This is a genomic window from Winogradskyella vidalii (assembly GCF_013403955.1).
In the GTDB taxonomy this organism is placed as follows: domain Bacteria; phylum Bacteroidota; class Bacteroidia; order Flavobacteriales; family Flavobacteriaceae; genus Winogradskyella; species Winogradskyella vidalii.
Genome location: NZ_JABFDG010000004.1, coordinates 36,866 through 51,467 on the forward strand (window position 1 = coordinate 36,866; position 14,602 = coordinate 51,467).

Annotated in this window: 13 protein-coding genes and 1 tRNA gene; 5 read left to right on the top strand and 9 right to left on the bottom strand. The window is 32.8% G+C overall.

Annotated elements, in window-relative coordinates; genetic code table 11:
• Window positions 1-18: 18 nt before the first annotated feature.
• The 4 genes from HM982_RS10645 to HM982_RS10660 form a co-directional block, all read right to left on the bottom strand.
• On the bottom strand, window positions 19-2,316 hold the full coding sequence (locus HM982_RS10645) for a polysaccharide lyase 6 family protein (RefSeq protein WP_179353150.1): 2,298 nt from the start codon (window positions 2,314-2,316) through the stop codon (window positions 19-21).
• Window positions 2,317-2,756: 440 nt separating this feature from the next.
• Window positions 2,757-4,646, bottom strand: coding sequence for an NADP-dependent phosphogluconate dehydrogenase (gndA, locus tag HM982_RS10650; RefSeq protein ID WP_246296731.1), 1,890 nt, complete (start codon window positions 4,644-4,646; stop codon window positions 2,757-2,759).
• Window positions 4,647-5,083: 437 nt separating this feature from the next.
• Window positions 5,084-5,797, bottom strand: a complete 714-nt coding sequence (locus HM982_RS10655; RefSeq protein ID WP_179353151.1) for a FadR/GntR family transcriptional regulator — start codon at window positions 5,795-5,797, stop codon at window positions 5,084-5,086.
• Between the two features lie 353 nt (window positions 5,798-6,150).
• Window positions 6,151-6,227: transfer RNA gene (locus HM982_RS10660), tRNA-Ala, on the bottom strand.
• 40 nt (window positions 6,228-6,267) lie between these two features.
• On the opposite strand from HM982_RS10660, the gene HM982_RS10665 reads away from it, so the two are divergent.
• Genes HM982_RS10665 through HM982_RS10675 form a run of 3 tightly spaced genes read left to right on the top strand, consistent with a single transcriptional unit; the run spans window position 6,268 to window position 8,309 of the window.
• Window positions 6,268-6,768: a GNAT family N-acetyltransferase gene (locus tag HM982_RS10665; RefSeq protein WP_179353152.1), complete on the top strand. Its 501-nt coding sequence runs from the start codon at window positions 6,268-6,270 to the stop codon at window positions 6,766-6,768.
• Entirely contained in the window at window positions 6,765-8,099 is a 1,335-nt protein-coding gene (locus tag HM982_RS10670) for an MATE family efflux transporter (RefSeq protein WP_179353153.1), read from the top strand. Before HM982_RS10665 ends, HM982_RS10670 begins: the two co-directional genes overlap by 4 nt.
• Before the next feature lie 33 nt (window positions 8,100-8,132).
• Window positions 8,133-8,309, top strand: coding sequence for a hypothetical protein (locus tag HM982_RS10675; protein ID WP_179353154.1), 177 nt, complete (start codon window positions 8,133-8,135; stop codon window positions 8,307-8,309).
• A 108-nt stretch (window positions 8,310-8,417) separates the two neighbouring features.
• On the opposite strand, the gene HM982_RS10680 is transcribed toward HM982_RS10675, so the two are convergent.
• Window positions 8,418-9,047, bottom strand: a complete 630-nt coding sequence (locus HM982_RS10680) for a 2OG-Fe(II) oxygenase (protein WP_179353155.1) — start codon at window positions 9,045-9,047, stop codon at window positions 8,418-8,420.
• A 288-nt stretch (window positions 9,048-9,335) separates the two neighbouring features.
• Here HM982_RS10680 and HM982_RS10685 point away from each other — a divergent pair, with 288 nt between their 5' ends.
• Together HM982_RS10685 and HM982_RS10690 are read left to right on the top strand one after the other, a co-directional pair.
• Entirely contained in the window at window positions 9,336-9,785 is a 450-nt protein-coding gene (locus HM982_RS10685) for a 6-pyruvoyl trahydropterin synthase family protein (protein WP_179353156.1), read from the top strand.
• 53 nt (window positions 9,786-9,838) lie between these two features.
• Window positions 9,839-10,591 (top strand): UDP-2,3-diacylglucosamine diphosphatase, encoded by a 753-nt coding sequence (locus tag HM982_RS10690; protein WP_179353489.1) that lies wholly within the window; start codon window positions 9,839-9,841, stop codon window positions 10,589-10,591.
• Here the strand turns inward: HM982_RS10690 and nrtS are convergent.
• The 4 genes from nrtS to HM982_RS10710 form a co-directional block, all read right to left on the bottom strand.
• Window positions 10,588-10,812 (bottom strand): nitrate/nitrite transporter NrtS, encoded by a 225-nt coding sequence (gene nrtS / locus HM982_RS10695; protein WP_179353157.1) that lies wholly within the window; start codon window positions 10,810-10,812, stop codon window positions 10,588-10,590. The genes HM982_RS10690 and nrtS overlap by 4 nt on opposite strands.
• 58 nt (window positions 10,813-10,870) lie before the next feature.
• Window positions 10,871-12,142: an MFS transporter gene (locus HM982_RS10700; protein ID WP_179353158.1), complete on the bottom strand. Its 1,272-nt coding sequence runs from the start codon at window positions 12,140-12,142 to the stop codon at window positions 10,871-10,873.
• 146 nt (window positions 12,143-12,288) lie between these two features.
• Window positions 12,289-14,004: a single-stranded-DNA-specific exonuclease RecJ gene (recJ, locus tag HM982_RS10705; RefSeq protein ID WP_179353159.1), complete on the bottom strand. Its 1,716-nt coding sequence runs from the start codon at window positions 14,002-14,004 to the stop codon at window positions 12,289-12,291.
• Window positions 14,005-14,076: 72 nt separating this feature from the next.
• A complete protein-coding gene (locus HM982_RS10710) occupies window positions 14,077-14,499 on the bottom strand; it encodes an OsmC family protein (RefSeq protein WP_179353160.1) in 423 nt (140 codons plus the stop codon).
• Window positions 14,500-14,602 lie beyond the last annotated feature (103 nt).

The following is a 14,602-nucleotide window of genomic DNA, read 5'->3' on the forward strand; positions in this document are numbered from 1 at the left end:
GATCATAAATAGCAGTTTTTACTTTATTATTTTTAATAATCCCAAATCTAAGCCCTCGGTTCCCTTTGCTTTTAAAGGTGATATATCTAAAAGTGAATAGTCATCTTTATTAAACTCCGGGTTAAAGTTCCATAAATTTTCTATGTTGTATTTTTCATCTCCAGTAATTTGAATGTCATCTGAATTGTATAAATTATTGTTTATAATATTTACTATTGGCTCTCCTACTACTAAATGCATTTTCATGCGTTTACAATTTGTAAAAATATTATTTGTAATATCGTTTACCTGTACGCCATATAAAGACATCATAGCTTTGTATTTATTTTTACTGCCGTAACCCACGTTATCAAATACATTATGGTTTACATTTAAAAATGGACCAAATGTACTTTCGTCTTTTCCTCCTCTATATAATCTTAAAGCTGCACCCTGTATATTAGTGAACAAATTATTTTTCATAACAAAATGTTCAACATTATACGCTCCTATATCATCGGTTTCTTTATCTAATGCTGCAATGTGGCCTGTTATATTTTCGAATGTTGAATTTTGTATGCTAATAATATCTGCAAACGTGCCTTCTGAAACTCTTAACACATCAAAAGAATGATTGACCGTAAAGTTTTTGAATTCACAATGATCTATAAATAATTTATAATTTTGAATCATTGATTTTTTACAGGTAGCAATTGCAGAATTCCCAGCATAATCTGGTGAGTGAAGGCCATCAAACTTAATATGATCTAAAAACAAACTTCCTCCATTTTGAATTTCTAAAGCTATCATCCGTTCAAAAAATAGGATTGGTTTTTTTACTCCTGAAGACTTCAATGTTAAAGGGTGTTTAACTTTAACAGTCTTCGTTAATCCATAGGATTCACCCGAAGTTAGTTCTAAAATGTCTCCAGGTTGAGAATTATTTGCAGCATTAAATAAGGTGTTAATACCCGGTGCCACTTTTATAATTTTCCCTGAATTTAGGGTAACTATATTTTGCTTTTTTGAATACCACGTTGTCCCTGTATTTTCTTTAGTTGCAATATTTTCACTAATTGTAATTGGTGTTTTTATTTGATCTGATTTTGGAATCAAAAACCCTTGGTTATTTTCAACTAATTCTATACTAGCCTTTTCGAATCCATTAGCAGTTAAAGGTTCAATATTTTTTCCTGTAATGTTATTTTCAAATTTTATACCTGAAATAGCATCCGAAACTGTAAACAAATTACTTTTTGTTTCATGGTAAAAAATATTGTTAGAAATTTCTGAGGCTTTAGGTGCCTGACTTCTTTCGGCATCACTTCCTGCTCCTAATTGAATATTATCGCAATTAATAAATGTGTTATTATTTATTTTTGAATCAATTACAGGCACATATCTGTGTGGTGGAGAATCTGGCACACCATTCATCATTACAAATGCTCCTCTAAATCTGTAACCTGTTAAGCCAAAATGGTAATTATTAATGACCGTTTGAGTTTCGTTAATGACACGAACACCTCCTGTACTTGGCTTTCCGTTACCGATAAACACATTACCATCTACCAAGGTTTCATTTCCATGACGCAACGTTAATGTTCCTGTACATTCAAAAAAAGTATTGTATTTATAGGTGTTTTGACACGATTTGTTTGAAATAATTTCATGTTCACCATTGGTTCTATCGAAATAATTGGACTGTACTAATGTATTTGAGTTTTCTAATGAATTATGACTTGTACCAATTCTTAAAGTTTCACCTCCATTATTTCCAAACGTTGGACGAGGACCAAAGTAATTATATTCTATTATGTGATTATTTTGTAAACTTTCTTTAGTATCCAAACCAACTATCATTGTTACGCCTAAATTCTTTTTGCCAACAATATGATTGTGATCTATTCGATTATTCTTACCATAAATTGCAACCCAATAATCTTGTACATTGCGTTCTGAATTGTTATAATTATCAATAACACATTCGGTTAAACGGCAATTATTAGCTAATTCATTTCTGTTTTTTCTAAATGAAATTACTGTATTTGTTGGTGTAAATCCATTTTTAAAAATCAAACCTTCAACTTCAAGATATTCTCCTGCTAATTGTAAATTTGAAGCGCCTTCTAATATAACACTCCCTTTTTCTTCTACTGTTAATTTTATAGGATGGGTTTCTGTTCCTTTTCCTTCAAAAACTAATTCTACATCTTTCCAAACACCATTAGTTAAGGAAATAACATCACCAGGGCTAGCATCTGTAACCGCTTTGTTAAATTCCATAATATCGCTAACTAAATTGTTAGAATTTCCTTTATGAATGTTACGTGGTGTCATTATAAATTTAAATAGTAAAGCTCATTTTAATAACCTAATAAGCCATTGATATTAAATGTTTTAAACTGGCGCACCAGTTTGGTGTACCAAATATATAAATATTTATTATGTAAACAAATTTTAAAATGAGAAATTAATAATATATCGTAATTAAAATGAGAATTTAATAGAATGTAGACGATAGTTCATCTTAATAATGTTGATAATTGACAAACATTGGTACAAATAATATTGACAAATTAACCTGTTTTGCATAAAGTAAGCACTTCAAATATTACTTACTTCAAAGGTTATTAATAAAATAAGATGGTTTTAAAAGCTAAAATATTTCCTAAGTAAAAGTAAAAAGGCTTATACTTATAATACTGAATGTAAAAAATTCCTAAACTAACAGAAAAACTAATTAACGACCATTTTCTACCTATTAAATCTTACTCTGTTTATTCATTAATCCATTCTGTGTGATAAAATGCTCCTGATTCATCATCCAATCTTTGGTAGGTATGTGAACCAAAATAATCGCGTTGTGCTTGAATAATATTTGCAGATGAATCTGCTGTGGTTAATCCATTAAAGAAATTTACCGATTCACTCATACACACAATAGGTAATTCCGCTAGAGCACATTGAGCAATAACTTTATTGGCGCTAGGTTTTAAAGATTTTGTCTGGTCAACAATGACACTATTAGTTAAAATATTGTCTGTTTCTTTTAAAATCTCTACTAATTCTTCCATAAAAGTTGACCTTATAATACAACCATTGGTCCAAATCCTTGCCATTTCGCTTAAATTAATATGCCATTCAAACGCTTTTGAGGCTTCAGCAATTAGTTTTATACCTTGGTAGTGATTTACAATCCTAGCAAACTGATATGTTTCAAAAACCTCAGCAACTGTAATTTTAGGTGTCTGAGTTTGCTTATCGTATAATTTATTAAGTTGTACGCGTTCTTCTTTATAAAATGAAGTATATCTAGCAAATAAAGCCGAAGCTATCAATGAACTAGACACTCCTAATTCTGCGGTAGCAATTGTGGTCCAATTTCCTGTGCCTTTATTTCCTGCCTTATCCATTATTTTATTAACTAACCAATCATCACCTTCTTTTTTACGAAGTATATCAATAGTAATTTCTAACAGATAACTGCTAGCTGATGCTTTCCATGATTCTAAAATATCAGCAATTTCATCAGGGATATTACCTAACTCTTTCAAAATAACATAGACCTCAGCTAATAATTGCATTTCGGCATATTCTATACCATTATGAACCATTTTAACAAAATGACCACTGCCATCAGGCCCAATGTAAGTACAGCATGGCAAATTATTTTTATCTTTTGCTGCAATAGCATTTAAAAAAGGAGCAATAGATTCGTACGTTTCTTTTGATCCTCCTGGCATAATTGAAGGCCCTTTTAATGCGCCCTCTTCTCCACCAGAAACACCAGTACCTATAAAGTAGATGTTTTTAGATTTTAAATACGCTGACCGTTCTTTTGTCTTCTTATAATTAGAGTTTCCACCATCAATTAAGGTATCACCTTCTGAAAGATAAGGCAATAAATCTTCAATAACATAATCCGTGACTTTACCTGCATTCACCATGAGCATAATTTTTCGCGGTGTTTGTAGCGAGTTTACAAATGCTTCAATATTGTCAAAAGCTAAAGTATTTGACAACTCATCATGTTCGTTTTTAAAGTTAACAGCTACATTTTCACTCACGCCAGCTACATGCCTATTGAACATAGAAATTTTAAAGCCGTTGTTGGCTAAATTTCTAGTCAAGCTTTTTCCCATTACTCCTAAACCAAATAAACCAAATTCACTTTTCATATACTGTTTTTTTATTATTTTAATAATTTCTAGGGGAGAATTCGTAATAGAAACTTCTATTGCGTTTGCTGGAACTTCTAAAATTTCAAATTGTGATTGTAATAATTCTGATGGCATAAAATGATTTTTACGTTCAGAAATTTGATTATAAACGTCCTCAAAAGATCCACTTAAGTAAACCCATTTTGCATTTGTTTCTAACTTAGTACTTAGTATAAACCTATAATGCTCTTTTAGTGCAGAACAAGCAATTACACAACCTTTTTTTAGAGATTGATCTATTGCGAGTTTATTAATAATTTTTAACCAGCCTTCCCTATCTGTATCATTTAAAGGTTTCCCTTCTGACATTTTTTTAATATTAGCTACAGAATGAAAATCATCTGCATCAAAAAAAGGAAGTGAAAGTTCTTCTGAAAGTAACTTTCCTATTGTTGTTTTACCACAACCCGAAACGCCCATTATAAAAATTACATTGTTCATTTTCATATAATATGTATTTATAAACTTTATTATCCTTTTTAAATTTATATTTGGCGCACCAAACTGGTGCACCAAATATAATCATAAAAAAATTATTAGTTTAAATAATATAAAAAACAATTTAAAATTTTTAGGTGATGCCATTAGGCATTAAAAAAAAGCCTTTATTTCATAACTAAAAGCAACCTGCTTATTATGGTGATTTTAGAAACCATTACGAGTACTACAAAATATAAAACGCTTTATAAGATTACATAGATGACAATCGAAATGTATAAAAACCGCTATTTGTAATTAGGGTTCATAAAGGTGAGGAGTAAAAAATAATATTAGAAAAACAAATAAAACTGTTTTATAAAAAAATCTATACACTAGATATGTATAGAACTATTAGTAAAGGTTTAGGAACTAATCTAAAAAATTAGACGAAAGACGTGCAACAACTATATTTGTCGTTGTTTAAAATCATTACAATATTCATTAAGCAATTCAAAGTGAAAATCCATAGCTTTAACGGCTTGTTCTGCATCTTTGTTTTTAATAGCATCAAAAATAGCTTGGTGTTTATCTATTTCGTAATTAAACCCTTCTTCATCACAAACTCTAGTTTTTACAAATACCGTGATTATTTTAGGTATCATTTGCAACATCATAGTATAAATCGTGGTGTTTTTGCTTGCTTTTGCAATTGCTAAATGAAATAGAAGGTCTTCTTGTAAGGCATCTTCGCTGTTAGAAATTTTATCATTATAGGCATTAAGTGCAATCTCTAAATCAATTAAGTCATCTTTGGTTCTTCTTGTAGCAGCTAAAGAAACTGATTTGTTTTCAAGCATAAGCCGAGATTCTACTAAAGAAAGGAAGTCTTCTTCTCCTATATTCAGCATCCCCTCAATCACACCTGTAAAAGCAATTCGTCCCGTATTTATAAATATACCTGTTTTAGGAACAGATTTTACTAAACCATAAAGTTCAAGTTTATCTATAGCATCTCTAACACTTCTTCTACTAACGTTAAGCGTTTCACTAAGAACACGTTCAGATGGTAATTTATCACCTAGCTCTAACCTTCTTAAATCAATAAAATCTCTAAGTTTAGATAGTATTAAACTATTAACCTCAACATTATCTTTAATTCTAACAGGGCTCAATTTCATTTGGATTATATACCGTTTATTGTAAATATACGAAAACCATACAATTTAAGCCTAAACAGGTTCTAAACCCAATTCTTTTTGTCATTTATGTTTTTTTTATGCTATTTTTTTGACAACCTGAAATATAGTATTGCTTATATTACTAAATTCCTAATGCCATATGAGGCGTTTAGCCTGATAAGTTATCGGTTTTTAATTCAGAGACCTTTCTATACTCCTAATTGTATTAGACAATAACTTAGAAGTATACAACCCTATAGGAAACCTCATTAACACCGAATTAGACTATACTGAATTTAGTGTATAAATAAACAAAGGTTTCAAAGTTAAAACCTCTGAAACCCTTATTTTAATGGTGGAGAAGATGGGATTCGAACCCACGACCTCTTGACTGCCAGTCAAGCGCTCTAGGCAACTGAGCTACATCCCCAAATAATTACTATCTTGGGTGCACAAAAGTAAACAATTTAATGATTCGTTTAGCATTAGAAAAAGATATACCAGCTCTTTTAGAAATCACTAAAGCTTGTGCAAAGCACATGATTACTAAAGGTATTTATCAATGGAACGAACAATATCCTAATCAGTTAGCGTTTGAAAAAGATATAGCACGTAACGAACTCTATATTTTAGAAATAGATGCTATAATTAGTGGATGCATTGTGATTTCTACACATATGGATTCAGAATACAAACCCATTAAATGGCGAACTAAAAATGAAAACAACATTTATATTCACCGTTTAGCTGTACACCCTAAAATTCAAGGTAAAGGTTACGCCCAACAACTAATGAATTTTGCAGAGCAATTCGCTGTAGAAAAAAATTATAGTTCTATTCGATTAGATACCTTTTCAGAGAATATAAGAAACCAAAAGTTTTACGAACTTCGCGGTTATAAACGATTAGGTGATATCTACTTTCCAAAGCAAAGTGAATTTCCTTTTCATTGTTACGAATTAGCCCTGTGAACACTAGCATAAACTTAAAACAGATTAACAAACTCGCCATTCCTGCATTAATTGCTGGGGTGTCAGAACCTATTTTGTCTCTAACAGATGCCGCCATTATAGGTAATATGGAAGAAAACGCCACAACATCTTTAGCTGCCGTTGGTATTGTAACGACCTTTTTATCCATGCTAATTTGGGTTTTAGGACAAACCCGAAGTGCTATTTCATCTATAATATCACAATATCTCGGGGCTGGAAATATTGAGGCTGTAAAAAACTTGCCTGCACAAGCCATTCTGGTAATCACCACGCTAAGTCTTATTATAATCGCTATAACGTATCCGTTGGCTGCACAAATTTTTAAACTTTATAATGCCGATGGAACCATCTTAAATTACAGTGTTGATTATTACAGAATTCGCGTGTTTGGATTTCCATTTACTCTATTCACAATAGCGGTGTTTGGTACATTTAGAGGGCTTCAAAACACTTATTTTCCGATGTTAATTGCCATTTCTGGTGCTGCAGCTAATATTTTACTAGACTTTATTTTTGTTTATGGTATAGAAGACCTTATTCCAGCTATGCACATAAAAGGAGCAGCCTACGCTAGTGTTTTAGCGCAATTACTTATGGCAATACTCTCTGCTTTTTATTTACTCAAAAAAACCGATGTACCATTGCTTGCCACATTACCGTTTAATCCCGAGATGAAACGATTTACACTCATGATTCTCAATTTATTTATCCGAACTCTGGCTTTAAATATTGCGTTATATTTTGGAACTAGCTTTGCCACAAAGTATGGCGCTAATTACATAGCAGCCTACACTATTGCAATTAATTTATGGTTTCTAGGAGCCTTTCTTATTGACGGCTATGCAAGTGCTGGAAATATTTTATCAGGAAAGTTATTTGGTGCTAAAGATTATAAAAACCTTATAGAATTAAGTAACAAACTGATAAAATATGGCATTATTGCAGGTTGTATTATCGCTTTAATTGGAACAATTTTTTACTTTCCAATTGGACGCATCTTTAGTAATGATGACGCCGTATTAACTGAATTTTACAACATATTCTGGATTATTCTGGCTATGCAACCCTTGTGTGCGCTCGCATTTATTTTCGATGGTGTTTTTAAAGGTCTCGGTAAAATGAAATACCTCAGAAATGTTTTATTGTTTTCATCGCTCGTCATTTTTATACCTGTTATTTTTTGGACCGATAGTTTAAACTATAAGCTTTATGGTATTTTTATAGCGTTCACACTTTGGATGGTAGCACGTGGTTTACCATTAATCATAAAATTTAGAAAAACATTTAAGCCACTAGCACAAAAGGCTTAAATTTGGTCATTATTTGAAACGCAACCACTATAGATGAATCTGTTCATTACATTATTACAAGACATTAATATTGACGAAAAAATAAAAAATGCACCAGATAGTAGTTATGGTGTGGGTGTCTTTATTGGCACACTTTTACCATTTGTCGTATTGGTACTTATAGCATTTGCGATTTACCGTTATAATAAAAATAGATTTAAAGACAATTAACATGGATATCCTTAGTTTTTTAAGCGGAAATGGCTTATTTCTAATCTTAGGATTAGGACTCATTATTATATATTTCTACAATAGAAACAAACGTCGCTAATCCCGTATTTAACGTGTTTTTAACCACCCTGTAATACTCAATCTTTGCGTATTTACGGGTTTTACTTCGTGCTCTAATTCTTGACTCTCAAAAATGACAACTTTACCAGGAAAAGGATAAATCACTTTGTCCTCACCATCTAAATAAAGTACCAATTCGCCGCCATTTTCAGGTTGCCAATCTTCACTATTTAAATAACAAACAAATGATAATTTACGTCGATCATCATTCTGAAAGGTATCTAAATGACGTTTGTAAAAAGTTCCTTCAGGATAAATAGCATAATGAAACTCTTTCTGATTAACCCCAAGGAAACACGTGCGATTGAGATACGCTTTTAAATCATTAATTTTATTAAAGAATAGTTCCTCTGCCGTATTAATAACATTTTCATTAATCCAAAGAATAATATCGCCTCGGACGGCTTTTTTAACCAGTTCGTTGGTTTTATTCCCAATAGCCGATTTTTTAAAAGCATCTTCTTCATACTTTAAAAGCAAGGAATGCCGTAAAGCAACAACCTCATCTTCTGAAAAAAAATCATCAACAATACTATATTTTTGTGATGAAATGTCTGAAATAATACGCTCATAAAGCGAATTTTCAACAAACGGAATAGCTTCAAAAAGACTATTCACCGTTACTTGTGCAAAAATTTAATGCCTTCATACACTTTCAATATTTTAAAAAAAGTGCGCAAATGTAATCTAAAAAGCCATTCCTTTTAGAAAGAACTCATCATCACTTTTTCTTTATCCTAAAAAATGAGTTAAATTTGCCCATATTTCATCTATTTTCTTACACGTAGCGGTGCTATGTCTTTCAAAAATAGCTTCATCTGAACAAATTTCTTTTCATTTTCGGTTAAAAACAAAAAGTCAAGATGAGTTCAATTATAATATCTTTGCAGTATAATTTAGTACCCCATGAGTAAAATTCGAATTACAAAACAGTTTTCTTTTGAAACAGGTCATGCCTTATATGGCTACGATGGTAAGTGTAAAAACGTGCATGGCCATAGTTACAACTTACACGTAACGGTTATTGGAACGCCAATTTCAGATACTAATAACGTAAAATACGGTATGGTGATTGATTTTGGAGATTTAAAGAAGATTGTAAAGGAAGACATTGTTGATGTGTTTGACCATGCTACGGTGTTTAACAAAAACACCCCTCATGTAGAGCTAGCAAGAGAATTAGAAGCTAGAGACCACAACGTTTTATTGGTAGATTATCAACCCACAAGCGAAATGATGGTGATTGATTTTGCTGAAAAAATCAAAAAACGTTTACCTAATAACATTGAGCTACATTCATTAAGACTTTCGGAAACAGCATCCTCTTTTGCGGAATGGTATGCATCAGACAATTAAGAAAACCTAGTAGGTCTAAAGTAGAAACTACAATGGATAGAGACAAATTCAACATAACCATTCCCGAAGGAAAAAAAATATACTTCGCTTCCGATAATCATTTAGGTGCTCCAACAAGTGACGCTTCCAAACCTCGTGAGAAAAAATTTGTCGCTTGGTTAGATGAGATTAAACATGATGCTGCTGCAATTTTCCTATTAGGCGATTTATTCGATTTTTGGTTTGAATATAAAACGGTTGTCCCAAAAGGATTTACAAGAACACTTGGCAAACTTGCAGAAATAAGCGATTCCGGAATTCCGATTTACTATTTTGTAGGGAATCACGATTTATGGATGAATGGTTATTTTGAAGAAGAACTCGGTATTCCTGTATATCATGAACCTAAAGAATTCCTATTTAATAATACCGCTGTATTTATTGGTCATGGCGATGGTTTAGGTCCTGAAGACAAAGGCTACAAACGCATGAAAAAAGTGTTTACCAATCCGTTTTTCCAGTGGTGTTTTAAATGGGTGCATCCAGATATTGGTGTTAAAATTGGCCAATATATGTCTGTAAAAAACAAGATGATTTCTGGCGATGATGATGCTAAATTTTTAGGCGAAGATAAGGAGTGGTTAGCGGTATATTGCAAACGTAAACTGGAATCGAAGCATAGAGATTTCTTCGTATTTGGACATAGACACCTGCCTTTAGAAATTGACTTGAATAAAAACTCAAAGTATATTAACCTAGGCGACTGGATTCAGTATTATACTTACGGCGTTTTTGACGGAGAAACTTTTGAATTAAATACCTATTAATTTCGCCTTGTTTTTACTTTAACAGATGCGTAAGTAGACACAGAATAAGGCACCACAAAGCATAAGCCAAGCTTTAACCAATTTACTTTCTCAAAATTTAAATGATATAAAAGGTCGCCTTGGTTGATAATATTTAAAATACAACCAACCACTATAGCGACTTTAATTGAAGAAATAATGATGTCTTTTTCTAAAGCTATTTTAAGCAGTTTTAGAATCATGCTAAATGTTATATTTTGCTTGCAAAAGTAATAAAAATGACAAGGCTTAAAAGTTATTTTATAGTCCTTCTTTTTCGTGTGCTTCAATATCTTTGGTTAAATCGAGATTGCGCAACGTTTTATTTTTAATACCAATTGCAGTTACCGTAATTAAGGTCATCGTCCCACCAAAAATAACAGCAACAGGCGGACCTAATAGTTTTGCAGCTAAACCACTTTCAAAAGCCCCCAGCTCGTTAGAAGACCCTACAAACATAGAATTTACGGAAGCAACACGACCGCGCATGTGGTCTGGTGTTTTTAATTGTAAAATGGTTTGCCGTATCACCATAGAAACACCATCGGCCACGCCAGACAAGAATAAAGCCACCACACTGACCCAAAATATCTCAGACATACCAAATGTAATAATACAGAGCCCAAATAAGAAAATGGAAATCAGTAGTTTTTTACCTGCGTTTTTAGTCACAGGTAAATAGGTTGTAATAAACATGGAAAGGATACTTCCAATGGATATAGAAGCATTTAAAACACCAAAACCCTTAGAACCAACGTGTAAAATATCTTGTGCAAATACAGACAATAGGGCGACGGTACCACCAAACAAAACAGCAATCATATCTAAGGATAAAGCGCCTAAAATAGATTTATCACTATATACAAATTGCAGTCCTACTTTTAAACTTTTCTTTACAGATTCTCCAATATTTGGATTTAGAATAGGCTTTTTCTTAATTTGAAATGTAATAATTAGCGATAAGGTCACCATAGCAAAAACGACACACAAGGTATAGTCTACACCCATCCAATCAATAGAAAAACCAGCAAAAAGAGCACCTAAAACACTCGCCGCTTTCCAGGTGCTACTGCTCCAAGTGGCAGCATTAGGATATACTTTTTTAGGAACAATAAGTGCAATTAAAGAAAAAATGGTTGGGCCAAAAAACGAACGTAAAAAGCCACCAAAAAAGACCAAAGCATAAATACAATATAGAATGGTAGAGGTTTCCCAATCACCTACGGCTTGTTCCCAAGTTAGTAGAAATAAGCCCAAACTAATTAATGAAAATGCTGCGATACATAAGGCAAGTAGATTTCGTTTTTCTTTTTGGTCTACAATATGCCCTGCAAACAAAGCCATGGTAAAAGCAGGTATAATTTCCATTAAACCAATTAAACCTAAATACAGCGGGTCTTTAGTTAAGGTGTACACCTCCCATTCTATCACAATAAATTGCATAGACCAGCCGAAAATTAATAAAAATCGTAATAGTAAAAAGGTATTAAATTCTCTAATCCTTAATGCTGCGTAGGGGTCGTTTTTTGCCAATTTAGTTTAGAATTACTAGACCTGTTAGGTTTTTGAAACCTGACAGGTCTACAATGGATTTTTTATTACTGTAAAAAATATTACCAATTATTTATACCTAGAAGGCACCTGCAAACCTGATTTGATATCTCTTCTTGCAGGATTCATTATGCCTTAATATCCTTCAGTTTCAACTGTAAACTTACATTTCCATTCCAATGGTTTTCATCAATAGCATAAGCGACACTAAAAAGTTTTTTATCTTTTATCATATCGATTTTATCTCCCAGACCAAAACCAATACACACAATTTTATTATTTCCACTTTGCTCAGTACACGCACTAAAAGATTGCGTTGCCGTTAGCCTAATATGCTTATCATCTTCGCCAACACATTTCCCCCAACCAGTATCTGTTATGTTTTGCGACATAAAGGTGGGCGACATGTTTCCAGGCCCAAATGGGGCAAATTGTCTAATAATGCGGAATAATTTATTATTGATTTCACCGAGTTCGATATCTAAATCTATTTTTAACTCTTCGGTTAAAAGTTTTGGGTCTATAGTTTCTTTAACGACATTTTCAAATTTGGCTTTAAAAGCCTCATAGTTTTCAGGTAATAAAGTTAATCCTGCTGCATATTTATGGCCACCAAATTGTTCAATATGTTCGCTACATGCTTCGAGTGCATTATACACATCAAATCCTTTTACAGAACGTGCTGAAGCCGCTAATTTATCACCGCTTTTAGTGAACACCAAAGTCGGTCTGTAATACGTTTCTATTAAACGAGACGCCACAATACCAATAACACCTTTGTGCCAAGATTCATGATACACAACGGTTGTAAAGCCTTCTTGCTCTTTATTTTCTTCAATTTGAACTAAAGCTTCTTGCGTAATGCGTTTATCGGTTTCTTTTCGGTCTGCATTATAATCCTCAATTTCTAAAGCATAGGTTTCCGCAAGGTTAGCATTGGTTTCGGATAATAACCGAACCGCATAATTACCATGTTTCATGCGTCCTGCCGCATTAATCCGAGGTGCAATAATAAAAACAACATCTGTAATCGTCAATGTCTCTTTTTTCACCTGATTAATAATGGCTTTAAATCCTGGTCTTGGACTGGTATTAATTACCTGTAAACCTAAATAGGCTAAAGCTCTATTTTCATCTACAATAGGAACAATATCGGCTCCAATGGCGGTAGCCACCAAATCGAGATATTCGGTTAAATCTTCAGCTGTTTGTCCTTGTTTGGAAGCCAAAGCCGTAATGAGTTTAAACCCGACGCCACAACCACATAATTCTTTAAATGGATAGTCACAATCGTCGCGTTTGGGGTCTAAAACCGCAACAGCATCTGGAATTTCAGCACCTGGTCTGTGGTGGTCACAGATAATAAAATCGACACCTTTTTCTTTAGCATAAGCGACTTTTTCGATGGCTTTTATACCACAATCGAGTGCAATAATTAGGGTAAAGCCATTATCGTCTGCAAAATCGATGCCTTTAAAAGAGATACCATAACCTTCGTCATAGCGGTCTGGAATATACGTCGCTATTTTATCAGTTCGCGTTTTTAAATATGAAGACATTAAAGCCACTGAGGTGGTTCCATCGACATCATAATCACCATAAACCATAATATTTTCACCAGATTCAAGCGCTTGTTCAATACGCGCAACCGCTTTATCCATATCTTTCATTAAAAATGGATTATGAAGGTCTTTAAAACTTGGCCTAAAAAATGTTTTAGCAGCATCAAAAGTAGTAATACCACGTTGCAATAATAAGGTTGCAACGATATCATCAACTTGAAGTGCTTCTTTCAAAAATGCCACTTTACTGGCTTCTGGTTTTGGTTTAAGTGTCCAACGCATAATTTTCTTTGAAAATAAATCTCAATCTTTAAAATTATAAATTCCAAAAACTATTCGATAATAATTATATTCTTATTTATTATGATAATGAATATGTGTTTCAACGGTTGCAAACTGTCTAAACATTTCCATAACACCACAGTACTTATCAACGGATAAGTTCACGGCACGTTCGCATTTTTTTTCGTTTAAATCGGTACCATAAAAATGATAATCTACAACCACGGTGTGGTAATATTTAGGGTGTTCTTCAGTGAGTTCTCCAGAAACATCCATTTTAAAATCATCAATTTCTACTTTCATTTTATCGAGCGTAGAAATCACATCTAAGCCAGAGCACCCTGCTAAAGAGGACAACATCATGGCTTTTGGTGAAAGTCCATTTCTTTTGTCGGTTCCCACAATATTGGTATCCATTAGGACAGTTTTTCCACTTGGATTATCGGATTCGAATGTTAAGCCACCCTTCCAATTTGTCGTGATTTTATGTTGCATAGTGTTTCGTTTTAAAAGTTAGTAATCGTTGTGGTATTTAAGATTTATAGTTTTACTAAATCTTAAAGTGTTATCTTAGTTACTTCAAAAATACTACTAAAAA